The sequence below is a fragment of the Marilutibacter maris genome (assembly GCF_003233695.1).
GTDB lineage: Bacteria > Pseudomonadota > Gammaproteobacteria > Xanthomonadales > Xanthomonadaceae > Marilutibacter > Marilutibacter maris.
In genome coordinates this window covers 3,415,665-3,437,821 of the sequence record NZ_CP029843.1, presented here as the reverse complement: position 1 = coordinate 3,437,821, position 22,157 = coordinate 3,415,665, and the positions used below count along the sequence as shown (strand labels likewise).

Here is a 22,157-nt window from a genome sequence, read left to right as displayed (position 1 = left end):
CTCATGCGGTGGCGGCGACGCGTTGCGGCGCGGTCGCCCGGGAGTCGGTGGCGGCGTGGGTGCGCAGGACCCGGTTGGCGACGTCGAGCCAGGCCTGCGCGCTGGCCTCGAGGATGTCGGTGCTGGTGCCGGAACCGGTCAGCTCGCTGCCGTCGACGCGTGCGATCACCTGCGCCTGGCCCTGGGCATCGTCGCCGGTGGTCACGCTGGAAACCTGGTAGCTGTCGATGTCCAGCTCGATCCCGGTCGCGCGTGCCAGTGCGGCGAACAGCGCATGCACCGGGCCGTCGCCGACCGCGGCCTCGCTGACCTCGCCGCCGTCGGCGTCGCGCAACTGCACGCTGGCGGTCGGCAATGCGTCGCCCGCACCGCTGCCGGTGCTGACATGCAGCCGGGTCAGCCGCCAGCCGCGGGTCGCGGCGGCATCGGCCCCCAGTACCAGCGCCTCCAGGTCGCCATCGAACACTTCGCGCTTCTTCTCTGCCAGCGTCTTGAACGCGGCGAAGACCTGGTTCAGGGCAGGCTCGGGCAGCTGGAAGCCCAAGGTCTGCAGGCGGTCGGACAGGGCGGCGCGGCCGCTGTGGCGGCCCATCACCATTTGCGACTGCGCCCAGCCGACATCCTCCGGGCGCATGATCTCGTAGGTGCCGCGATGCTTGAGCATGCCGTGCTGGTGGATGCCGGATTCGTGCGCGAACGCGTTCTGCCCGACCACCGCCTTGTTGCGTTGCACGGCCATGCCGGTGATCCGCGACAGCAATCGCGAGGTCGGCACCAGACGGCGCGTGTCGATGCGGGTATGGGTAGCGTAGTAGTTGCCGCGCACCCGCAGCGCCATCACCAGTTCCTCCAGCGCGCAGTTGCCGGCGCGCTCGCCGATGCCGTTGATGGTGCACTCGACCTGGCGCGCGCCGCCCTCGATCGCGGCCAGGGAATTGGCGACCGCCAGGCCGAGGTCGTTGTGGCAGTGCGCGCTGAACACCACCTCGCCGGCGCCGGCGACGCCGGAAGCGTTCAGCGCCTTGCGCAGGTATTCAAACAGGGCGCGGATCTCGCTCGGGGTGGTGTAGCCGACGGTGTCGGGGATGTTCAGGGTGCGCGCGCCGGCGGCCACCGCGGCGCTGCATATCTCGGCCAGGAATTCCGGCTCGGTGCGCAACGCGTCCTCTGCGGAAAACTCGACGTCGTCGACGTGACGGCGCGCGCGTTGCACGCCCGCCACCGCGCGTTCGACCACCTGTTCGCGGCTCAGACCCAGCTTGTGCTCGCGGTGCAGCGGACTGGTCGAGATGAATACGTGGATGCGCGGGTCCGCCGCGCCCTCCAGCGCGGCCGCGCAGGCGTCGATATCGCCGTCGTGGCAGCGTGCCAGGGTGGTGATGGTGCTGCCGCGCACCTCGCGCGCGATCGCGCGCACGGCGTCGCGATCGGCTTCGGAACTCGCCGGGAAGCCCGCCTCGAGCGCATCGACGCCCAGCTCCGCGAGCGCATGGGCGAAGCGTAGCTTCTGCGCGGCGGTCATGCTGCAGCCGGGCGATTGCTCGCCGTCGCGCAGGCTGGTGTCGAAGATGCGTACTCGGTCGGCGGGGTCGTTCATGCGAAGACTTCCTGTTCGGGGCGGCGCCGGGTGGCGCCGGCGGGGGCGGGGGTGATGGCAGGTTTCATCGTGGTGTGGATGGTCCGGGGTGAAATGCCGGAAATGGCGGGCTCCTGGGACAGCTGGGTAGCGAGGCGCTCGCGCTTGCGGCGGCGCGGCCGGCGCGGCGCACGCGGGCGGACCTCCGACAGCAGGGTCGCCAGCACACCGGCGTCGAGGTTGCCGCCGGAGACCACCGCGCATTTGCGCTTGCCGGCGACGCGGCGGCCGGCGGCCAGCGCCAGCGCGCCGGCGCCCTCGGCGATCACATGTTCCTCCAGCGCCAGCCGCACCAGTGTTTCGCGCAACTCGGCCTCGCGGACGATCACGATGTCGTCGAGCAGATCGGCGAGCAGGCGCCGGGTCAGCCGGCCGGGCTCCTTGACCCGCACGCCGTCGGCGAGGCTGGTCGCCGGTTCGATCAGGCGTTCGTCGCCCTGGAGCGCGCGCGCCATCGAGTCCACGCCCTCGACCTGGGCGCCGACCACGCGCACGCCCTGCGACTTGAGCGCCAGCGCGACGCCGGAGGCGAGGCCGCCGCCGCCGATCGGCACCAGCACCACGTCCGGCGCCAGCGCGGCCAGTTCCAGGCCGACCGTGCCCTGGCCGGCGATCACGTCCGGGTCGTCGAAGGCCGACAGCAGCCGGTAGCCGTGCTGCTGCGCCAGCTCGCAGGCGAAGGCCTTGGCCTGGTCGTAGCTGTCGCCGTGCAGGCGCACCGTCGCGCCCCAGTGGGCGACCCCGGCGATCTTGGTGTCCGGCGCGCCGCGTGGCATCACCGTGATCGCCTGCATGCCGAGCCGGTAGGCGGCCCAGGCCAGGCCCTGCGCGTGATTGCCGGCGGAGGCGGCGATCACCGGGCGGTCGTCGCCGCGTTCGCGCGCGGCCAGCAGCGCGTTGAGCGCGCCGCGCACCTTGTAGGAACCGGTGCGCTGCAGGTTCTCCAGCTTCAGCCAGCAGCCGAAACGCTCGGCGTGGTGCAGCGGCGTCGCCGACAGGTAGCGGCGCAGGCGCGCCTGCGCGGCCAGCACGTCGGCGACGCCTACCGCCACGTCCGAAACGTCGGTGCCGGGGGAGTCGCTGGCGCGGCTGCCGTCCATCGTCACACCCGGGTCAGCCAGTGGGCGAAGGCGGCGTCGCGGCCGCGGACGATGTCCGCATAGCGTTGCTGGAACTCGCGCGTCACCGGGTTGTCGCCGAACTCGCGCCCGTCCAGCGAGGCGATCGGCGCGACCTCGGCGGCGGTGCCGCAGACGAACACCTCGTCGGCCTGCTTCAGTTCCTCCAGCGTCACCGGCCGCGACTGCGCCGCGGACAGCTCGACCAGGGTCGCGCGGGTGATGCCGTCCAGCGCATCCGGGTGGCTGACCGCGACGACCTGGCCGTCGGCGACCATGAACACGTTGGCGCCGGTGCATTCGACCACCCGGCCGTCGCCGTCGACGAACAGCGCCTCGTCGAAGCCGCGCTGCTTGGCCTCGCGCTTGGCCAGTATCGAGTTGACGTAGCCGCCGCACAGCTTCAGCGGCGGCAGCGAGCTGGCCGGATTTCGACGCCATCCGGACACGCCCAGCCGGGTCGCCTTGCCGGCCAGGTGCACCGCGGTCGCCATCGTCGCGACCATCAGGTGCTGGCTCAACGACGCCACGTCCAGCCCGATCGTGCCGCTGCCCAGCCAGGCCAGCGGACGGATGTAGGCGTCGCGATGGCCGTTCGCGCGCAGCGTCTGCAGCACCGCCTCGCTGGCGGCGTCGACGTCGAAGTCGATGCCCAGCAGCTCGGCGCCCTTGCGCATGCGCTCCATGTGCTCGGGCAGGCGGAACACCGCGGCGCCGCCGTCGGCGGTGGCGTAGGCGCGGATGCCCTCGAACACGCCGCTGCCGTAATGCATCGCGTGGGTGGTCAGCGGCGCCTGCGGCGAGTCGATCGCCACCATGCGGCCGTCGAACCAGACCTGCGGGGTCGCCGCCGTCGCCTGGGCGCTTTCCTGCGAGGCGTCCGTTCCCGGATGCGCGGACTTGTGCGTGGAACCGGCCTCTAGCTGCACGGCGACACCTCCACGGCGAGGCAGTCGTACAGCTTGGCCAGCTGCGTCTGCAGCGAGGTGTCGGCGCGTTCGCCTTCGACGGTCAGGCGCAGATGCCAGCGATCGCCGTCGGGCTGGGCTTCGCCGTCGACCGCGAGCGGACGGAAGCCGCGGCGTTCGGCGGCGCCGAGCACGCGGGCGAGCGCGCCCTCGGCCTGTCTGAGGGTGAGATCAAGCTGATAACGCATGGTCGGGGTTCTCCAATGTGGGGGAAGAAGCGGATGCGGTTTCGCTCTCGCCGGCTGGGACCTCGGCCGGATCGCCATCGAGCATCTGCGCGTTGTTGTGGTTCGGCGGCACCAGCGGCCAGACGTTGGCCTTCTGGTCGATGGCGACGTGCAGCAGTGCCGCGCCCGGTGCCGCGATCAGCGCCTGCAGCGCGCCCTCGACGTCCTCGGCGCGTTCGATGCGGGTGGCGGGAATCCCGAATGCCGCCGCCAGCGCGGCGAAATCGGGGTTGTCGGACAGGTCGATCTCCGAGTAGCGGCGTTCGAAGAACAGCTCCTGCCATTGGCGGACCATGCCCAGCGCCTGGTTGTCGAGCAGCACGATCTTCAGCGGCAGCCGGTAGCGGGCGACCGTCGCCAGTTCCTGCACGTTCATCAGGAACGAGCCATCGCCGCTGACGCAGATCACGCAGGGGTCGGCCTGCTGCGGGTCGTGTGAGGTTTGCGCCCGCATCGCAAGCTGCGCACCGATCGCCGCCGGAAGACCGAAGCCCATCGCGCCGAGCGCGCCGCTGGTCAGGTGCTGGCGCGGGTGTTCGAAGCGCCAGTGCTGGGCGACCCACATCTGGTGCTGGCCGACGTCGCAGGACACGACCGCGCCCGGCGCGATCTGCGACAGTCGCCTCAGCAGGGCCGGAGCGTAGACGCCGTCGCCGGGCGCGTCGTAGCGCGCGGCGTGGTCGCGGGCGCGCTGGAAGCAGGTCTCCAGCCACTGCCGCCGCGCGACCGCGTGACGGCCATGCACATGCGCCGCGCACGGCAGGGTCAGCGCCTTCAGCGCGGCGGCGATGTCGCCGTTGACCGCGGCATCGGCATGGCGCAGCTTGCCGATCTCGCAGGCATCCGGGTCCATGTGGATGACCCGCGCATGCGGCGCGAACTCGGCCAGCTTGCCGGTCGCGCGGTCGTCGAAGCGCGCGCCGACCACGATCAGCAGATCGCATTCCTGCACCGCCAGATTGGCGGCACGGGTGCCGTGCATGCCGAGCATGCCCAGGTTCAGCGGATTGTCCGGCGGCAACGCGCCCAGTCCCTTGAGGGTCAGCACCGTGGGGATCCGGGTCGCGTTGACGAAGTCGCGGAACACCTCGACCGCATGCCCGAGGGCGACGCCGCCGCCGCCGTAGACGACCGGCCGCTGTGCCTGCGAAACCAGGGCCAGCGCCTCGTGCAGCGAGGCATCGGTGGCGCGCGGCACATCGTCGATGTCCAGCGGCACGTGGGCGGGCAGCGCGCAGGCGTCGCCGACCTGCACGTCCTTGGGGAAGTCGATCAGCACCGGTCCCGGACGCCCGGAACGGGCCAGGCGGAAGGCCTCGGCGACCACCCGCGGCAGCTCCTCGACCCGACGCACCAGGAAGCTGTGCTTGACGATCGGCATGGTCATGCCGAACACGTCCAGCTCCTGGAAGGCATCCGTGCCCATCAGCGGGGTCGCGACCTGGCCGGTGATCACCACCATCGGCACCGAGTCCAGCATCGCGTCGGCGATGCCGGTGACCAGGTTGGAGGCGCCGGGACCGGAGGTGGCGACGCATACGCCGACGCGTCCGCTGGCCCGCGCGTAGCCATTGGCGGCGAACGCCGCGCCCTGTTCGTGGCGGACCAGGACGTGCTTCAGGTCCGATCCGTGCAGGGCGTCGTAGAACGGCATGATCGCGCCGCCGGGATAGCCGAACAGGGTGTCGACGCCCTCGGCGATCAGGGCCTGCGCGAGCCATGCGGCCCCGTTGCTCGGGGCCGCGGCCTGCGGTGCGGTACTGGCGGGTTGGGTGCTCATGGACATCCTGTTGGCCTTGGGGCGGGAAGGCTCAGGCCGCTTTGGCGGCGGCGGGGGCGTTGTCCAGCCACTTCATGTTGGCGCGCAGCTTCTTGCCGACGGTCTCGATCGGGTGCTCGAGGTCGGCCTGCTTCATCGCCTTGTAGTTGGCGTTGCCGGCCGCGTACTCGGCGATCCACTGGCGGGCGAAGGTGCCGTCCTGGATTTCCTCCAGCACCTTGCGCATCTGCGCGCGGGTGTTGTCGTCGACCACGTAGGCGCCGCGGGTCAGCGCACCGTACTGGGCGGTCTCGCTGATGAATTCGTGCATGCGGGTGATGCCGCCCTCGTAGAACAGGTCGACGATCAGCTTCAGCTCGTGCAGGCACTCGTAGTACGCGACCTCGGGCTGGTAGCCGGCCTCGACCAGGGTTTCCCAGCCGGCCTGGACCAGCTTGGTCGCGCCGCCGCACAGCACCGCCTGCTCGCCGAACAGATCGGTCTCGGTTTCCTCTTTGAAGGTGGTCCGGATCGCGTTCTGGCGGGCGCCGCCGATGCCGGCGCAATAGGTCAGTGCGAGCTGTTCGGCGTTGCCGCTGCGATCCTGGTGAACCGCGTAGACCGAGGGCACGCCGCGGCCGATCTCGTATTCGCGGCGGACCAGTGCGCCCGGTCCCTTGGGCGCGACCAGCACCACGTCCAGGTCCTCGCGCGGGGCGATCTGCTGGTAGTGCACGTTGAAGCCGTGCGCGAACAGCAGGCAGGCGCCCTTGGCGATGTTCGGCTCGATGACCTCGCCGTAGAGCTGCGGCTGGACCATGTCGGGGGTCAGCACCGCGACCAGCTCGGCGTCCTTCACCGCCTCGGCCGGGGTCTTGACGGTGAAGCCGTCGGCCCTGGCCTTGATCTCGGTCGGGCCGCCCGGACGCAGGCCGATGGTGACGTCGAAGCCGGAATCGCGAAGGTTGAGCGCGTGCGCACGACCCTGGCTGCCGTAGCCGACGATCGCGATGCGGGGTTTGCTGGTGGACATTGCAGGTTCCTGTGGGTGGTGGATGGGACGGAGGGAGCGGATCAGGCGGTGGCGGTTTCGGTCGCTCGGGCGGCGGCCGATTCCGTTGTGGTTTCGATCAGGGTCGAGGCGATCGCGCGGCGGTCGTCGAGCGGACCTGGCGCGGTGACCGCACCACGCGAGGCGGAACTGACGATGCGCGCGTACTTGGCCAGCGCACCGGTACGGACGCGCGGCTGGAACGACGCCGGCGCGCGCGCGGCGAGCTCGGCATCGACATCGATGCGGCGCGTGCCGACGTCGATGCGCACGCGGTCGCCGTCGCGCAGGCGCGCGATCGGGCCGCCGTGCGCGGCCTCCGGGGCGATGTGGCCGACCATGAAACCGTGGGTCGCGCCGCTGAAGCGGCCGTCGGTGATCAGGGCGACGTCGTTGCCCAGGCCCTGGCCGACCAGGGCCGCGGTGACCGCCAGCATCTCGCGCATGCCGGGGCCGCCGGTGGGGCCCTCGAAGCGGATCACCACGACGTCGCCGGCCTCGATCCGGCGCGCCTGCACCGCGGCGAACGCGGCCTCCTCGGAATCGAACACCCGTGCCGGGCCGTCGAATCGGTCGCGGCCGTGACCGGCCAGCTTGACGATGCAGCCTTCGGGCGCGAGGTCGCCGTACAGGATCGAATAGCCGCCGCGCGGCTTGATCGGGTCGGCGACCGGGCGCACGACATCCTGCGTGACCGGCGCGGGCACCGCGTCGAGTTCGGCGAACAGCGAGCGGCCGGTGACCGTGGGGATGTCCTCGATCAGCCCGGCGCTGCGCAGTTCGCGGGCGACCAGGGCGGTGCCGCCCTGCTCGAACATCTCCGCCGCGGTGTAGCGTCCACCGGGCTTGAGGTCGGCGATGACCGGGGTCGCCGCCGCGGCCGCCTCGAACTCCTCCAGGTCGAAGGCGACGCCGGCCTCGTGCGCGATCGCCAGCAGGTGCAGCGCCGCGTTGGTGGAACCGGCGGTGGCCGACACCGCGCGTGCCGCGTTGCGCAGCGCGGCGGGGGAGAGGAGGGTGCGCGGTGTCGGACCGCCGTTGCGCAACTGCTGCATGACCAGGGCGCCGCAACGGCGGGCGGCGGCCGGTTTGTCGGCGTGGACCGCCGGAATGTCGTTGAGCTGCAGCGGCGACAGGCCGAGGAAGCTCAGCACCATCGCCATCGTGTTGGCGGTGAACTGGCCGCCGCAGGCGCCGGCACCGGGGCAGGCGTGCGATTCGACCCGGTGCAGTTCGGCGTCGTCGATGCGTCCGGCGGCATGCGCGCCGACCGCCTCGAACACGTCCTGCACGGTCAGCGGCCGCTCGTCGCCGGGCTCGGCCGAGTCGTCCCTGGAAGGACAATGGCCGGGCATGATCGTGCCGCCGTAGAGGATCACGGTCGGGACGTCCAGCCGCGCGGCGGCCATCGCCGCCGCCGGGATGGTCTTGTCGCAGCCGACCAGCAGCACCATCGCGTCCAGGCTGTGGCCGGTGACCGCCAGCTCGATCGAGTCGGCGATGGTCTCGCGCGAGGCCAGCGACGCGCGCATGCCGTCGGTGCCCATCGCGATGCCGTCGGTGATCGCGATGGTGTTGAACTCGACCGCGGTGCCGCCGTTGTCCTCGACGCCGGCGCGCACGTCCTCGGCCAGCTCGCGCAGGGTCAGGTTGCACGGGGACACGTCGGTCCAGGTGTGGATCACGCCGACGAACGGGCGCGCGATGGCGTCGTCGTCGCGGCCGGTTGCGCGCAGCATGGCCCGCGCGGGTGCGTGTGCGGGGCCTTGCTTGATCGCGTTGCTTCTCACGGTGGGAAGTCCTTGCTCGGTGGTCTGAAGAGGTTTTCTTGGGCCTGGAAACGAAAAACCCCGCGCCATTTCTGGCGCGGGGTCCTGGTACTTTTCGGGTTTGCCTGGTGTTACCTACGCAATCCCGTACCCCGCGCTTGTTGGCCCGGTAATAAGTACGAGTACGAGAATGAGCGCCGCGGATGCGGTCGCGATCAGGAGCGGGTGCGCGGCGCGCAGCGCGTCGGCCGGGGTCTGGGCCCGGGCGATGGCGGTCTGCAGGTGGTTGCTGCGCTGCGTCATGGGTTTGGAGATAAGCACGGCTCGAACGGTGGTGTCAACAGTTTCCGTTGAAACGGGCCCGGGTCGTGACCCGGCACCCGCTTTGCCGCGTCATCCGGCCTCCAGCGCTTCGACCAAGGTCGAATACGTCGCCGCCATCGGCGTGGCGTGCGCGCGACGGGACAGCGATTCGGCCAGCGCCGGCGGCGGCTCGACGTCGTGTCCGACCAGCGGTTCGACGATGGTTTCGAACTTGGCCGGGTGCGCGGTCGCCACCACCGCCCAGGGGCGATCGTCGCCGGCGGCCCGGATCTGCTCGAGCAGATGCAGACCGGTGGCGGTATGCGGGCAGGGCACCACGCCGTGGCGCGCGGGCGCGGACGCGATCGTCGCCCGGATCGTGGCGTCGTCGACCGCGGTCGCGGTCATCGCCGCGCGCAACGATGCGTCGTCGGCGTGCCAGTGGCGCAGGCGTTCGAAGTTGCTCGGTGCGCCGACATCCATCGCGTTGGCCAACGTGGCCCGGGTCGGCTGCGCCGCATAGTCGGCGCCGGCGAAGTAGCGCGGCAGGGTGTCGTTGGCGTTGGTGGCCAGGCGGACCTCGCCGACCGGCAGCCCCATCCGCCGCGCCAGCACCGCCGCGCAGGCGTTGCCGAGGTTGCCGGTGGGGACGATGAAGTTCAGCGCCTGCCCATGCCGGGCATGGTGGGCGAGCGCGGCATGCGCGTAGTAGGCCGCCTGGGGCAGCAATCGGCCGAGGCTGATGCTGTTGGCCGAACCCAGTGGACAGCGCGCGCGCAGCGCCTGGTCGGCCAGGGCCTGCTTGGCCAGCCGCTGGCAGTCGTCGAAGCTGCCGTCGACCCGGAACGCGTGCACGTTGTCGCCCCAGCATCCCAGCCCGTGCGCCTGGCGCGGCGAGACCCGGCCGTCGGGGTAGAGGATCGCGACCCGGAAGCCCTCGCGGCGGTGGAACGCGGCGGCGACCGCGGCGCCGGTGTCGCCCGAGGTCGCAACGAGGATCGTCGTGGTCGCGCGCGCGTCGTCTTGCCGTGCCCCGGCCTCGCGCAGGTGCGACAGGGCGCCGGCGAGGAAGCGCGCGGCGTAGTCCTTGAACGCGGCGGTCGGCCCGTGGAACAACTCCAGCAGGTGATCGCCCGCGCCGGCGAGCGGTCGCAGCGGCGCGTCGAACGAGAACGCCTGCGCACAGAGCGAGGGCAGCGCGTCCTCCAGCCGCGAGTCGACGAAGTACGGCGCCAGCACCGCGGTCGCGGTGTCGGCCAGCGATGCGCCGGGCGCGTCCGGCGCGACCTCGGGAATGACGGTCGGGACATACAGTCCGCCGTCGGGCGCGAGCCCGGCGACCAATGCGGCGTCGATGCCGGCGACCGGCGCCTGGCCGCGGGTGCTGGCATATCCGAGGCTTGCGATCGCTTGCGCGCTCATGCCGCGTCTCCTGGCCCGGTCAGTACCTGCGCGCGTGGCCCGGCGACCGGCGAGACGTAGGCGCGCGCGTCGAAGCCGGCATCGACGAAGGCCGCACGCATCGCCGGCGCCGCGGCCTCGGCGTCCTCGCGCGAACCGAACCAGGCGAAGGTGCTGGGCCCGGCGCCGGAAATGCTCGCGCCCAGTGCGCGATGGTCGAGGGCGACGGCCTTGGCGGCGGCGAAGCCGGGGATCAGCGGCGCGCGTCGTGGCTCGACCAGCAGGTCGACCAGACCTTCGCGCAGCATCGACGCGTCGCCGCGCTGCAGGCCGGTCAGGAACAGCGCCAGGTGCGCGCTCTGCCGTACCACCACCGGAAGCGGGTAGGGGTCGGCCAGCGCCGCGCGCGCGCGCCGGGTTTCCAGCACCTGGTCGGGATGGACCACGACCGCATGCAGCCAGTCCGGCGCCGGCAACGCGATCATCCGATCGTGGGTGGCCATTACCACGCCGCCGAGCAGCATCGGCGCGACGTTGTCGCCATGGCGGCTGCCGCTGGACACCGACTCGCCATCGAGGGCGAAGCGGTACAGCGCGGCGCGGTCCAGCGGGGTGTCCAGCAGCGCATTGGCGGCGACCAGGGCCGCCACGCAGGAGGCCGCCGAACCGCCCAGCCCGGAGCCGAGCGGGATGCCCTTCTCCAGCGAAAGCTCGAAACCGTGTGCCAGTCCCAGCGCTTCGCGCAGGCAGATCAGGGCCTGGCCGGCGGTGTTGCGCGGTGCCTGCAGCGGCAGTTGATCGACGCCGGCGACGTCGCCGGCGATGCCGGCGATGCGGACCATCGGCGCGTCGATGCGACGGACCGTGGCGATGTCGCGCGGACCGTCGATGCTGTGGCCGAGCAGGTCGAAGCCGACGCCGATGTTGCCGACGCTGGCGGGCGAGAACGCGCGGGCCTGCAGCGGGGGCGGAGTCTGGGCGGGCAAGCGGGATTCTCCAGGAGCCATCGGGTCTTCGATGATCGCATCGTTCATGAGGCGGTTCCGCGTTCGGTTCTTGGTGGGGGCGTGCATCCGCGCAGGCTCAGTTGAGCGTCTGCGCGATCGCGAGGATGTCGCCGAACACGCCGGCGGCGGTGACCTCCGGACCGGCGCCGGGGCCCTGCACGACCAGCGGGTTGTCGGGATAGCGCAGGGTGCGGAACTGGATCAGGTTGTCGGTCAGGCGGCCGTACAGGCTGGCATGGCCGGCCGGCGGCACCACCAGCGATACGTCGGCGCGGCCGTCGCGGTCGAGCCGGGCGAGATAGCGCAGCTTGCCGCCGTCGGCGCGGGCGGCCTCCAGGCGAGCCTGAAGCGGTGCGTCCAACTCGTCGATGCGGGCGAGGAAGGCGTCGAGGTCGAGCGCGCGCAGCGGTTCGGGCACCAGGTTCTCGATCGCGACATCGTCCAGCGACAGCTCGCGGCCGGCCTCGCGGGCGAGGATCACCAGCTTGCGGGCGACGTCCATGCCCGACAGGTCGTCGCGCGGGTCGGGCTCGGTATAGCCGAGTCTTCGCGCTTCCAGCACCAGCTCGGAGAATGGCGCGCTGCCGTCGAAGCGGTTGAACAGCCAGGCCAGGGTGCCGGAGAACAGGCCCTCGACCTCGTGCAGCACGTCGCCGGTGTCGATCAGGTCGCGCAGGGTGCGGATCACCGGCAGGCCGGCGCCGACGGTGGCTTCGTAGCGGAACTGGCCGCCGCCGCGACTGGCCCTGCGGATCGCCTGGAAGCGCGGCAACGGGCCGCTGCCGGCGTGCTTGTTCGGGGTCACCACGTGGATGCCGGCGGCCAGCCATTCGGCGTAGTGCGCGGCGACCGCATCGCTGCCGCTGCAGTCGACGATCATCGCGTGCGGCAGGTGCTCGGCGCGGACGTGGGCGACGAAGCGCTGCAGGTCCAGCGGTTCGCCGGCGTCGCGCAGGTCGTCGGCGGCGCTGGCCGGATCCAGGGTCCTGGGATGCAGCAGCATCCGCCGGCTGTTGGCGATCGCGCGCACGCGCAGGTCGAGATTCTGCCCGTGCAGGGCGCCGGCGGCGAAGCGCGGCGCCGCCTCGGCCAGTTGCTGGAGCAGGGTGCGGCCGACGTTGCCGGGGCCGATCAGGCCGACCGACAGCGTCTGCGGCGACAGCCAGAATGCCGCGTGTGCCGCGCGCAGCCCGCGCTGGGCGTCGCCTGCCGCGACCGCGACCGAGATGTTGCGCTCGCCCGCGCCCTGCGCGATCGCGCGGACGTTGACCCGCGCCTGCGCCAGTCCGCCGAGCAGGCGCGCGGCCACGCCCGGGGTGCCGACCATGCCGTCGCCGACCGCCGCCAGCACCGCGATGTCCGGGGTCACGTTGACGCCCTGGGCCTGGCCGTCGCCGATCGCCTCGGCGAAGGCCTCGACCACCGCCGCGCGCCCGGCCTCGGCCTGGGCCTGGCGCACCACGCAGCAGATCGAGTGTTCCGAGGAGCCCTGCGAGATCATGATCACCGAGACCCCGGCCTGGCGCAGCGCCGCGAACATGCGTTCGGCGGTGCCGGGCACGCCGATCAGGCCGGCTCCGGACAGCTCCAGCAGGGCCAGGTCCTCGGCCAGGCTCAGGCCCTTGACCGGGGTTCCGTGCAGCCCGTCGGGTCCGCGCGAGACGGTGCTGATCAGGGTGCCCGGCGCCTGCGGAGCCCGCGAATTGCGGATCCGGATCGGCAGCGCGTGGCGGATCGCCGGCGCCATCGTCTGCGGATGCAGCACCCGGGCGCCGAAGTAGGCCAGTTCGCAGGCCTCCGCGTACGACAGCATCGGCAGACAGACCGCGTCCGGCACCAGTCGCGGGTCGGCCGACAGCACGCCGTCGACATCGGTCCATATGGTCAGTTCATCGGCCCCGAACAGCACCGCGAAGATCGCGCCGGAATGGTCGCTGCCGTTGCGTCCCAGCGTGGTCGGACGGCCCCGCGCATCGCTGGCGACGAAACCGGTGACGACGACGTGTTCTTGCGGATGCCGTTGCCGCCATCGCGCCAGCCGGTCGCGGGAGGCTTCCCAGTCGACCGCGACGCCGAGTTCGCCCGGATGCACGCACAGCACCTCGCGCGCGTCCAGCCGGGCCCAGCCGGCGTCCTCGCCGCCAAGCGCGGCGTGCAGCAGGTGCGAGGACAGCACTTCGCCGAGGCCATGGACCCAGGCCCGGTCGCTGTCGTCGCCGTGCCCGGCGGCCAGCGTGGCCAGGCGCTCGCGCAACCCCTCCAGCTCGTGCTCGAGCGCGGCCTTGGCCGCCCCGGCGACGGCGGCATCGGGGAGCAGGGCGTCGGCGGTGTCGAGATGGCGTTGCACGAGCAACGTCCAGTCGGGTTGCCAGTCGCGCAGGCCGCAGGCGGCGTCGGCGAGGGCGACCAGGGCGTCGGTGACCCCCTGCATCGCCGAGACCACCACGATGCGCGCCGCGGCGGCGGCGTCGTCGCTCAGCGCCGCGGCGGCGCGCAGGCGCTCGGCATCGGCGAGGCTACTGCCGCCGAACTTGTGGGCGTGACGGCGCGGGCGCGCGGGAGCCGCGGCGGCGGCCTGTTCGAGTGCGGGTGCTGGCTGGCTGGACATCGGGCGGGCTTCCTTGGATGGAGCTCCGCATTCGAACCCGGTGCCTCGATCCGCACCCGGTCCGGGGTGCGGAGTGGCGTGGGAATCAGCTGGACACGCCCGTCCGCACCACTCGGGGAGTGGTGGTACCGGTACCGGTAATCAGCGCCGCCTGCGCATGCGCGGCGGTACTCCGGCCTTGCGGCAGGCGCGCGATGCGGCAGGTGGCGGGGACGGCGTGCATGGGCGATAGCAATAACCGCAGTTTGTGCGGCGCGTCAAGAGGGGATTCCGCCATCGTCCGGCAGCCCTGTAACCGTGGGCATCGTGGCGATGGCAGCTCATGCCGGCGGCGTCGGTGAGGACACGGTTTGCGCGAGTGTCGACACGGAGTGGGGCCTCGCCACGACTGCGCCCGGTGCTCCGTCGAGATGTCGGGTCGTAACCTGGTGCCCAGAAATTCATGTCCTCGTGAGCGCTGATGATGCTTGTTTTAGAAGGTTCTTTCGCGGTTTGGATGCCAGGGCGGACACATATCTAAAAATGTAATCAGAGATCTGAAGAGTCAGTTCCAGTTCGTGGAACTGGTATCAACTGAAACCAACAACCGGAACCCGATCCCGGAATCGGCTGTCGGCGGCTGACACAGTGGCCCCGCTGGCGCGTCCTCGAGGGCGAAAGACCGCCAGTGACGGCACGGGAGCCTGGCCGGAAGCCCCGTGCCGGTGCCGGGCTCCACGGCCGGGGCTGGCGCGCTGATTCGCCCATTCGTCCACTCGGAGAAAAAGGAATGAAAGCGAACTCCAAGGCAAGCGTGTCGGTGTTGGCCTGCTGCATCGCCGCGGCGATCGGTCTCAGTGTGCATGCGGCGCAACCCGCGGCCACCGCGACGGCGGGGTTGTCGGCGCAGGATCTGGTCTACAGCTACGACGAGATGTTCGATTTCGACATCGATGCCTGGCTGGCCAGGCGCGCGCCGCATCTGTCGCGCCATGGCGAGACGATCTCGCACTGGGCCGGCTACAGCGGTGTCAGTCCCAAGGTGTTGATCGCGTTGATGGAGCAGCAAAGCGGGGTGGTTACGCGACGTCATGCCAGGGCCGATGCGATGAGCCGGCCGTTCGGATCGATCGGCAGGCAGCGTGGCTTCGGTGAGCAGACCCGCGAAGTCGCGCTGGCCCTGCGCGAGGCCATGTACGAGCCCGATGCGATCGACGCGCGCGGTGCGGCGACCCTGGCCCGGACCAATCCGCTGCAGTCGCTGTTCGCCCGCTCGGGCGCGGGAGCCGCGGGCGCGGCAATGAGCGGCAACATCGAGTTCCAGCAGGTCTACGCCGGACTGTTCAACGAGCCGCGCCGCGCCGCAGAGCCGTCGCCGCGCTTCGCGGGCGCCGATGCGACGGTGCTGGCCGGACCCGCCAACGGCTTCCTGCAGTTTCCGTTCCCGCGCGGACAGCAATGGTATGTCGGAGGCGCCCACACCACCACGGGTTCGGGAAGCTACCCGATGTCGTCGCTGGACATGCACCAGGGCGGCGGCTGGGGCAGCTACCAGGGCGACAAGTGGGTGTCGGCGTCGGCGGGCGGCAGCTTCAAGCGGCATTCCTCGTGCTTCGCCGAGGTCGTCCACGGCGGTGGCTGGTCGACCAGCTACTACCACCTGATGAACATCCGCTACGGCACCGGTGCCAGCGTCTCGGCCAATACCGCGATCGCCAACCCGGCCAACACCCAGGCGCAGGCGCTGTGCAACGGCGGCCATTCGACCGGCCCGCACCAGCACTGGTCGCTGAAGTACAACGGCAGCCACTACCACCTCAACGGCGTCTACCTGTCCGGATTCCAGATCACCGCGATCAGCAATCAGAGCTACGACACCAACTGCAGCCGCTTCTATCTGAGCAAGAACGGTTACCGGTACTGCGCGGGCTATTTCTACAATCCGTGAGGCGGGACTGCGCGCGGTCTACAGGGCCGCGCGCAGTTCGCTGGGCGATATTCCGAAGCGGCGACGGAAGCGGATCGCGAATCGAGATGGCGACGCGTATCCGACCGCGTGGGCGATGTGGCCGATGCTGTCGCGAGTGCTCTGCAGGCTGTCCAGTGCGGCGCTGAGGCGGGCGTCCTCCAGGATCGTCCTGAAACCCTGGTCCTGCGCGGACAGGTGACGGCGCAGGGTGGAGGCGGCCATGCCGGTCAGGTTCGAGAGTTCGTCGATGTTCCAGTTGCGGCCCGGATCGTCGTTCAGCAGCTGCCGGACCCGCTGGATCAGGGGCGCCTCGCGGCCGGGCAGCAGTGCCCGTGCCGCGCCGGCCAGGGTCAGGCACAGCAGCAGGGTGCGGGCGTGCTGGTCCAGAAGCGGCGCCGGCGCGCCTTCCTCGATCGCGGCCAGCAGCGATTGCCAGGCCTGGCCGGTATGGCGGTCGCGATGCACGCTGATGGGTATCTCGGCGGTGTCCTGCAGCGCCGCGTCGATCAGCCCGCCGTGGTGGCGGCGGAAGTCGGCCACCAACGCCGGCGACAGCTGTATCAGTTCGGCACGGTAGCCGTGCGCGCCAGGACGGTTGTCGATGCCGTAGCGCTCGCCCGGCCGCAGCAGGATCAGGTCGTCGCGGCCGCCACGATACTGGCGCTCATGCCAGTACACCCGTTTGTGGCCTTCCTCGACGCCAACGATCAGCAACTGCGGCACGCCGACATTGCGCAGCGCATGCGATTTGCGGGCATGCAACCGTCTGCCGCTGACCAGATCGTCGCGATGGTTGCGCTGATGGCGCACGCCGGCCGCGGGCGGGGTGTCCGGAACGGGAGCGGCAGCGGTGAGCATGCGTCGATCCTGCCACAGCCGGCCTAGCGGCCGTAGCGCACCTCGAGTTCGGCGTGGTCCAGCGCGTTCTGGCGGATCAGGAAGCCCGCCATCGCGCCGCTGGCGCCGGCGTCCAGGTCCAGTCCGTCGGTCTTGAGCGCCCAGACAGTGAAGCGATAGCGGTGCGACCGGCTCGGAGGCGGGCACGGGCCACCGTACCCGGACGTGCCGAAGTCGGTACGGGTCTGCACCGCGCCCTCGGGCAGGCCGCCGCCGGAGGCGCCGCGGGCCAACGCGCGGGTGTCGGGAGGCAGGTCGGTGACGACCCAATGCCACCAGCCGCTGCCGGTCGGGGCGTCGGGGTCGTACACGGTGATCGCGAAGCTGCGCGTGCCGGACGGCGGGTCGCGCCAGCTCAGTGCCGGCGACAGATTGCCGCCGCTGCAGCCGAAGCCGTCGTAGACATGCCGCGCATCGACTCTTCGGTCGGCCTCGAGATCGGGGCTGCTCAGGGTGAAGCCGTCGGCGGCGGCGGGCATGGGCGCCAGCCCCAGCCATAGCGACGGCAGGGCGGCCAGGAGCAGGGACGATCGGAGCGGGGGAAGCATCGGCACGATTCCTCGGGAGGGGGAGGCCAGTGTTGCGGTTGCGGCCGTCGCTGCCGGTGCCCCAACGCTCGCGGACCGTGCGCGAACGCTCATGCCCGGCGGGTGCCGGCCGATTGGCGTCGCCGCCGCTTTCCATGTCTAATGTGCGGTGAAGCGGGGGTACCGGCCGCCATGGCGCCGGTTGAGACAGACCCTTCGAACCTGATGCGGTTGAGACCGCCGTAGGGAAGCTTCGCCGGGACGGCCGTGGCCGTGCCGACGCCGCCCGCTTCGTCCCTGCCCGGTTGGGCGTGTCACAGGACGAAACACATGAATGCGGTTCCCTCCCAGCTCCTCGAGCAGGCCGACAAGTTGTCGGCCGACGTCGTCCGCCCGATTCCGGGCTCGCGCAAGATCCATGTCGAGGGCTCGCGTCCCGACCTGCGCGTGCCGATGCGCGAGATCGCTTTGCAGCGCACGCCGACGATGTTCGGGGGCGAGGACAACGCGCCGCTGGCGGTCTACGACACCTCCGGTCCGTACACCGATCCGGAGACGACGATCGACCTGGCCGCCGGACTGGCGCCGCTGCGCGCGGAGTGGGTCGCCGAGCGCGGCGACACCGAGGTGCTGGAGGGCCTGAGCTCGGAGTTCGGTCGTCGTCGCGAGCACGACCCCAAGCTGGACGCCGTGCGCTTCGGCAACCGGCGTCCGCCCCGCCGCGCGATCGCCGGCGCCAACGTGACCCAGATGCACTATGCCCGCCGCGGCATCGTGACCCCGGAGATGGAGTTCATCGCGATCCGCGAGAACCAGCGGATGGAGGCGATCCGCGAGGCGCATCTGCTGAACCAACATCCGGGCGAGAGCTTCGGCGCGAGCATCCAGAAGCTGATCACCCCCGAGTTCGTCCGTGACGAGGTCGCCCGCGGCCGCGCGATCATCCCCAACAACGTCAACCACCCCGAGAGCGAGCCGATGATCATCGGCCGCAACTTCCTGACCAAGGTCAATGCCAACATCGGCAACTCGGCGGTGTCCTCGGGCATTGCCGAAGAGGTCGAGAAGCTGGTCTGGTCGATGCGCTGGGGCGCGGACACGGTGATGGACCTGTCGACCGGCAAGCACATCCACGAGACCCGCGAGTGGATCATCCGCAACTCGCCGGTGCCGATCGGCACGGTGCCGATCTACCAGGCGCTGGAGAAGGTCGACGGCCGCGCCGAGGAGCTCAACTGGGAAATCTTCCGCGACACCCTGATCGAACAGGCCGAGCAGGGCGTGGACTACTTCACCATCCATGCCGGCGTGCTGCTGCGCTATGTGCCGCTGACCGCCAAGCGGGTGACCGGCATCGTCTCGCGCGGCGGTTCGATCATGGCCAAGTGGTGCCTGGCGCACCATCGCGAGAGCTTCCTCTACGAACACTTCGAGGAGATCTGCGAAATCATGAAGGCCTACGACGTGGCCTTCTCGCTCGGCGACGGCCTGCGTCCGGGCAGCATCGCCGACGCCAACGACGCCGCCCAGTTCGGCGAGCTGGAGACCCTGGGCGAACTGACCAAGGTCGCCTGGAAGCACGACGTGCAGACCATGATCGAGGGCCCCGGCCACGTGCCGATGCAGTTGATCAAGGAGAACATGGACAAGCAGCTGCGCGAGTGCGGCGAGGCGCCGTTCTATACGCTCGGCCCGCTGACCACCGATATCGCGCCGGGCTACGACCACATCACCTCGGCGATCGGCGCGGCGATGATCGGCTGGTACGGCACCGCGATGCTCTGCTACGTGACCCCGAAGGAACACCTGGGCCTGCCCAACAAGCACGATGTGCGCGAGGGTCTGATGGCCTACAAGATCGCCGCGCACGCGGCCGACCTGGCCAAGGGGCATCCCGGCGCGCAGGCGCGCGACAACGCGATGAGCAAGGCGCGCTTCGAGTTCCGCTGGGAGGACCAGTTCAACCTCGGCCTGGATCCGGAGCGTGCCCGCGAGTACCACGACGAGACCCTGCCCAAGGACGCCCACAAGGTCGCCCACTTCTGCTCGATGTGCGGTCCGCACTTCTGCTCGATGAAGATCACCCAGGACGTGCGCGACTACGCGGCCGAGCACGGCGTCGACGAGCAGGCGGCGCTGGCCGAGGGCATGGCCGAGAAGGCGGCCGAGTTCCGCGAGCAGGGCGCCGAGGTCTACCGCAAGGCTTGAGCGGGATGCGTCTGTCCGGGTCGCGGGGAGGCGATCCGGGCCGCGGAGCGGCCCGCTACCGGAGGTGGCGGGCCGACGGGGTAAAAAAAAGGCGCCTTTCGGCGCCAATGTTGAACCTCAGCATAATGAGACGTCGGCGAGAGAGGGCCTGGAGCCTGTACCCGCGCTGCGGGCCAGTGCCAACAAGCTAGAATTGACGGCCGCGGTGCGTTAGTCCGCACGCGCCAGGGTTGTTTGCCGGATCTGGCCAGTGGCTTGTCCGATCCATGGCAGGACCTTTTGGCACATGCCGGACCCGGCCACCCTGTTCAGTATTGCAGGTGAGATGTCTCCCCCCATCGAACCAACCTCGTTGCCGTCCGATCGGCTGCGCGTAGGCGATTGCGTCGTCGACGTGCCGCTGCGCGAAGTCAGCGCGCCAGACGCCAGGCGACCCCGCCGGATCACGCCCAAGGCGATGGGCGTGTTGCGGGTGCTGGTCGGACATGGCGGCCGTGTGGTCAGCCGCGACACGCTGCTGGCCGAGGTGTGGCCGGATACCCTGCCGACCGACGACGTCATCACCCAGGCGGTGACCCAGCTGCGCAAGGCCTTCGGCGAGAAGCGTGGCGATGCGCAGTACATCGAGACCATCGCCAAGACCGGCTACCGACTGTTGGCCCCGGTCGCCTGGCTGGATGCGGGCGCGGCGGCCGACGCCGACGGTGTCGACGGCGCGATCGCGGCCGGTGGGCCGCAGGCCACGGACACCGCCCGCGATGCTGTCGCCTCCGCGCCGGCCGACGGTCCGGTCCGCTGGTGGCTGCGTGAGCGGGTGCTGGTCAGCCTGGTCGCGGCGGTGATGGCGGTCGCGCTGGTCGCGTTCCTGTTGATGCGGGCGCCGGCCGCGCCACCGGGGGAGGACGCGGCGACGGTGGTCGCCGCCTCGCCGGACCGCCCGTACCGCCTGCTCACCTCGGCGCCCGGCTTCGAACTGTCGCCGACGCTGTCGCCGGATGCGTCGATGGTCGCGTATGCCGCGACCCTGCCCGAACGCCGCGGCACGGTGATCATGATGCAGACGACCAACTCGTCGCAGCCGCGCCAGATCAGCTTCCCCGAAAGCGGCGTGTCCGATCGGCTGCCCTCGTGGTCGCCGGACGGGCGCGAGATCGCCTGGATCCGCTACGGCCCCGGCCGCGCCTGCGAGGTGCTGGTGATGGCCGCGAGCGGCGGCGGTGGCGAGCGCAGCGTCGCCAGCTGCAACGGCGACGATCTGCTCAGCTTCGATTGGGCGCCGGACGGCCGCGCGCTGGTGTTCGGCAGCATGGGCAGCGACAGCGACGCCACCGGCCTGCGTCTGCTCGACCTGCAGAGCGGCCGCTGGAGCGAGCTGCGCTACCCCAGTCGCGGCACCGCGCTGGACCATGCGCCGCGTTACTCGCCGGACGGCCACTGGGTCGGCTTCGTGCGCAACCCGCAGCTGGGCGATCTGTGGCGGATCCCGGCCGAGGGCGGCAGGCCCGAGCGTCTTACCGACATCGGCGGCGAGTTCCGTGGCTGGGACTGGCTGCCCGACGGCAGCGGGATCGTGTTCGCGCGGCGTATCGACAGCGAGACCCGGCTCTATCGGCTCGACCTGGCCAGCCGCCGGATCAGCGACCTGGGCCTGGACGATGCCCAGGCTCCGGCCGTCGCCGAGCGCGCGGGGGTGCTCGCGTTCGTGCGCCGGCGGCCGCAGTTCGGCCTGTTCCGGGTCAATCGCAGCGAAGCCTCCGGGCCGGTGCGGCGCGAGCACCTGTTCGCCTCCTCCGGGCGCGATACGATGCCGTCGCTGGCGCCGGACGGGCGGCAACTGGTGTTCAGCTCGGATCGTTCCGGGCACTTCCACCTGTGGTGGACCGACCTGGAGAATCCGCGCAGCCTGCGCCAGCTCGAGGACGTGCATCCGGATACGCACAGCCGTCCGGAGTGGTCGCCCGACAGTCGCCGGATGCTGGTGGTCGGGCATGACGACGACGGCCGCAAGGGCGTGTTCGAGGTCGTCGCCGCCAGTGGCCAGGTCAGCTTCCTGCCGATGCCCGGCCCGCGCTTCCGGACCCTGCAGGCGATGTACACGCCGTCGCCCGACCGGATCCTGATGACCGTGCGCGACCCCGACGACCGGCTCTGCCTGGCGTTGCTGGACCGCAGCCAGACGCCGTGGAAGGTGCTGGGCAAGATCGAGGACGTCTCGCACGCGCGGGTCGACAGCGCCAATCAGCGGGTGTTGTTCACGCGGTTGTCGGCGGACGGGTTGTGGCAGGCGGACCTGTCGCTGGCGCAAGACAGCATCCGGATGGTCGATCGGGACAAGCCGACCCGCTGGCGCTATCAGACCTGGGCGGTCGCCGAGGACGGCAGCATCGACTATCTGGAACCGCGCGCGGATTGTCTGAGCAGCCTGCGGCCGATCGGTGTGCCGGACGGGGATGCGTCCACGCCGGCGACGGGCCGCTGCCTGAATCCCGACCGGCTCAGCGCGACCACCTCGTTCAGCAGTTCCTCGCGCCTGGACGCGGTGTTCAGCGCGCAGGCGATCGACGACGGCACCGACATCGGCCTCATGGGGATCGATTCGGCGCCTTCGGAGGCGCCGCGGGTCGAGGTCCCGGGTTGGATCAAGTGATTGATTCCAAAAAATAAAATGCTTTCGGAATTCCTTCGGCACAGGCTCCCGACAGAATTCGCATAGTTCTACGCCTTTTGTCA

15 protein-coding genes and 1 riboswitch are annotated in these 22,157 nt (G+C 70.8%); of the genes, 3 read left to right on the top strand and 12 right to left on the bottom strand.

What is annotated here, in order from left to right; genetic code table 11:
• Nucleotide 1: 1 nt before the first annotated feature.
• The 10 genes from C9I47_RS15080 to thrA all read right to left on the bottom strand — a co-directional run bounded on the left by C9I47_RS15080 (nucleotide 2) and on the right by thrA (nucleotide 13,847).
• On the bottom strand, nucleotides 2-1,597 hold the full coding sequence (locus tag C9I47_RS15080; RefSeq protein ID WP_111267486.1) for a 2-isopropylmalate synthase: 1,596 nt from the start codon (nucleotides 1,595-1,597) through the stop codon (nucleotides 2-4).
• Nucleotides 1,594-2,736: a threonine dehydratase gene (locus C9I47_RS15075; RefSeq protein WP_111267485.1), complete on the bottom strand. Its 1,143-nt coding sequence runs from the start codon at nucleotides 2,734-2,736 to the stop codon at nucleotides 1,594-1,596. Before C9I47_RS15075 ends, C9I47_RS15080 begins: the two co-directional genes overlap by 4 nt.
• 2 nt (nucleotides 2,737-2,738) lie before the next feature.
• Nucleotides 2,739-3,683 (bottom strand): aminotransferase class IV, encoded by a 945-nt coding sequence (locus C9I47_RS15070; protein WP_111267484.1) that lies wholly within the window; start codon nucleotides 3,681-3,683, stop codon nucleotides 2,739-2,741.
• A complete protein-coding gene (locus C9I47_RS15065; protein WP_111267483.1) occupies nucleotides 3,674-3,910 on the bottom strand; it encodes an ACT domain-containing protein in 237 nt (78 codons plus the stop codon). The genes C9I47_RS15070 and C9I47_RS15065 overlap by 10 nt, the downstream gene beginning before the upstream one ends.
• The gene (ilvG, locus tag C9I47_RS15060) at nucleotides 3,894-5,729 is read right to left on the bottom strand and encodes an acetolactate synthase 2 catalytic subunit (protein ID WP_407067485.1); all 1,836 of its coding nucleotides are present in this window, start codon (nucleotides 5,727-5,729) and stop codon (nucleotides 3,894-3,896) included. The genes C9I47_RS15065 and ilvG overlap by 17 nt, the downstream gene beginning before the upstream one ends.
• A 31-nt stretch (nucleotides 5,730-5,760) precedes the next feature.
• Nucleotides 5,761-6,741, bottom strand: a complete 981-nt coding sequence (gene ilvC, locus C9I47_RS15055) for a ketol-acid reductoisomerase (protein ID WP_111267481.1) — start codon at nucleotides 6,739-6,741, stop codon at nucleotides 5,761-5,763.
• 41 nt (nucleotides 6,742-6,782) lie between these two features.
• Nucleotides 6,783-8,549, bottom strand: coding sequence for a dihydroxy-acid dehydratase (gene ilvD / locus C9I47_RS15050; RefSeq protein ID WP_111267480.1), 1,767 nt, complete (start codon nucleotides 8,547-8,549; stop codon nucleotides 6,783-6,785).
• A 372-nt stretch (nucleotides 8,550-8,921) separates the two neighbouring features.
• The gene (thrC, locus tag C9I47_RS15045; protein ID WP_111267479.1) at nucleotides 8,922-10,253 is read right to left on the bottom strand and encodes a threonine synthase; all 1,332 of its coding nucleotides are present in this window, start codon (nucleotides 10,251-10,253) and stop codon (nucleotides 8,922-8,924) included.
• Nucleotides 10,250-11,239, bottom strand: coding sequence for a homoserine kinase (locus C9I47_RS15040; RefSeq protein WP_223250391.1), 990 nt, complete (start codon nucleotides 11,237-11,239; stop codon nucleotides 10,250-10,252). The genes thrC and C9I47_RS15040 overlap by 4 nt, the downstream gene beginning before the upstream one ends.
• Nucleotides 11,240-11,315: 76 nt before the next feature.
• Complete coding sequence (gene thrA, locus C9I47_RS15035; protein ID WP_111267477.1) at nucleotides 11,316-13,847, bottom strand: bifunctional aspartate kinase/homoserine dehydrogenase I; 2,532 nt, start codon at nucleotides 13,845-13,847, stop codon at nucleotides 11,316-11,318.
• A 769-nt stretch (nucleotides 13,848-14,616) separates the two neighbouring features.
• On the opposite strand from thrA, the gene C9I47_RS15030 reads away from it, so the two are divergent.
• A complete protein-coding gene (locus C9I47_RS15030) occupies nucleotides 14,617-15,774 on the top strand; it encodes a M23 family metallopeptidase (protein WP_111267476.1) in 1,158 nt (385 codons plus the stop codon).
• 18 nt (nucleotides 15,775-15,792) lie between these two features.
• Here C9I47_RS15030 and C9I47_RS15025 read toward each other — a convergent pair whose 3' ends face one another.
• Together C9I47_RS15025 and C9I47_RS15020 are read right to left on the bottom strand one after the other, a co-directional pair.
• Nucleotides 15,793-16,653, bottom strand: coding sequence for a helix-turn-helix transcriptional regulator (locus tag C9I47_RS15025; protein WP_111267475.1), 861 nt, complete (start codon nucleotides 16,651-16,653; stop codon nucleotides 15,793-15,795).
• 23 nt (nucleotides 16,654-16,676) lie between these two features.
• A complete protein-coding gene (locus tag C9I47_RS15020; protein ID WP_111267474.1) occupies nucleotides 16,677-17,240 on the bottom strand; it encodes a YbhB/YbcL family Raf kinase inhibitor-like protein in 564 nt (187 codons plus the stop codon).
• A gap of 145 nt (nucleotides 17,241-17,385) precedes the next feature.
• A riboswitch (TPP riboswitch) is annotated at nucleotides 17,386-17,486 on the top strand.
• A gap of 63 nt (nucleotides 17,487-17,549) precedes the next feature.
• Between C9I47_RS15020 and thiC the strand changes: the two genes are divergently transcribed.
• Nucleotides 17,550-19,427 carry a phosphomethylpyrimidine synthase ThiC gene (gene thiC / locus C9I47_RS15015; protein WP_111267473.1) on the top strand — a complete coding sequence of 626 codons (1,878 nt, stop codon included), beginning with the start codon at nucleotides 17,550-17,552 and terminating at the stop codon, nucleotides 19,425-19,427.
• Between the two features lie 325 nt (nucleotides 19,428-19,752).
• Nucleotides 19,753-22,074, top strand: a complete 2,322-nt coding sequence (locus C9I47_RS15010) for a winged helix-turn-helix domain-containing protein (RefSeq protein WP_111268175.1) — start codon at nucleotides 19,753-19,755, stop codon at nucleotides 22,072-22,074.
• Nucleotides 22,075-22,157: the final 83 nt, after the last annotated feature.

What these genes read in the sequence shown, in the direction of transcription:
- C9I47_RS15080 (WP_111267486.1), bottom strand. Translation starts at nt 1,597, where the DNA reads ATGAACGACCCCGCCGACCGAGTACGCATCTTCGACACCAGCCTGCGC.
- C9I47_RS15075 (WP_111267485.1), bottom strand. Translation starts at nt 2,736, where the DNA reads ATGGACGGCAGCCGCGCCAGCGACTCCCCCGGCACCGACGTTTCGGAC.
- C9I47_RS15065 (WP_111267483.1), bottom strand. Translation starts at nt 3,910, where the DNA reads ATGCGTTATCAGCTTGATCTCACCCTCAGACAGGCCGAGGGCGCGCTC.
- ilvG (WP_407067485.1), bottom strand. Translation starts at nt 5,729, where the DNA reads ATGAGCACCCAACCCGCCAGTACCGCACCGCAGGCCGCGGCCCCGAGC.
- ilvC (WP_111267481.1), bottom strand. Translation starts at nt 6,741, where the DNA reads ATGTCCACCAGCAAACCCCGCATCGCGATCGTCGGCTACGGCAGCCAG.
- thrC (WP_111267479.1), bottom strand. Translation starts at nt 10,253, where the DNA reads ATGAGCGCGCAAGCGATCGCAAGCCTCGGATATGCCAGCACCCGCGGC.
- C9I47_RS15040 (WP_223250391.1), bottom strand. Translation starts at nt 11,239, where the DNA reads ATGGCTCCTGGAGAATCCCGCTTGCCCGCCCAGACTCCGCCCCCGCTG.
- thrA (WP_111267477.1), bottom strand. Translation starts at nt 13,847, where the DNA reads ATGTCCAGCCAGCCAGCACCCGCACTCGAACAGGCCGCCGCCGCGGCT.
- C9I47_RS15030 (WP_111267476.1), top strand. Translation starts at nt 14,617, where the DNA reads ATGAAAGCGAACTCCAAGGCAAGCGTGTCGGTGTTGGCCTGCTGCATC.
- C9I47_RS15025 (WP_111267475.1), bottom strand. Translation starts at nt 16,653, where the DNA reads ATGCTCACCGCTGCCGCTCCCGTTCCGGACACCCCGCCCGCGGCCGGC.
- C9I47_RS15020 (WP_111267474.1), bottom strand. Translation starts at nt 17,240, where the DNA reads ATGCTTCCCCCGCTCCGATCGTCCCTGCTCCTGGCCGCCCTGCCGTCG.
- thiC (WP_111267473.1), top strand. Translation starts at nt 17,550, where the DNA reads ATGAATGCGGTTCCCTCCCAGCTCCTCGAGCAGGCCGACAAGTTGTCG.
- C9I47_RS15010 (WP_111268175.1), top strand. Translation starts at nt 19,753, where the DNA reads ATGTCTCCCCCCATCGAACCAACCTCGTTGCCGTCCGATCGGCTGCGC.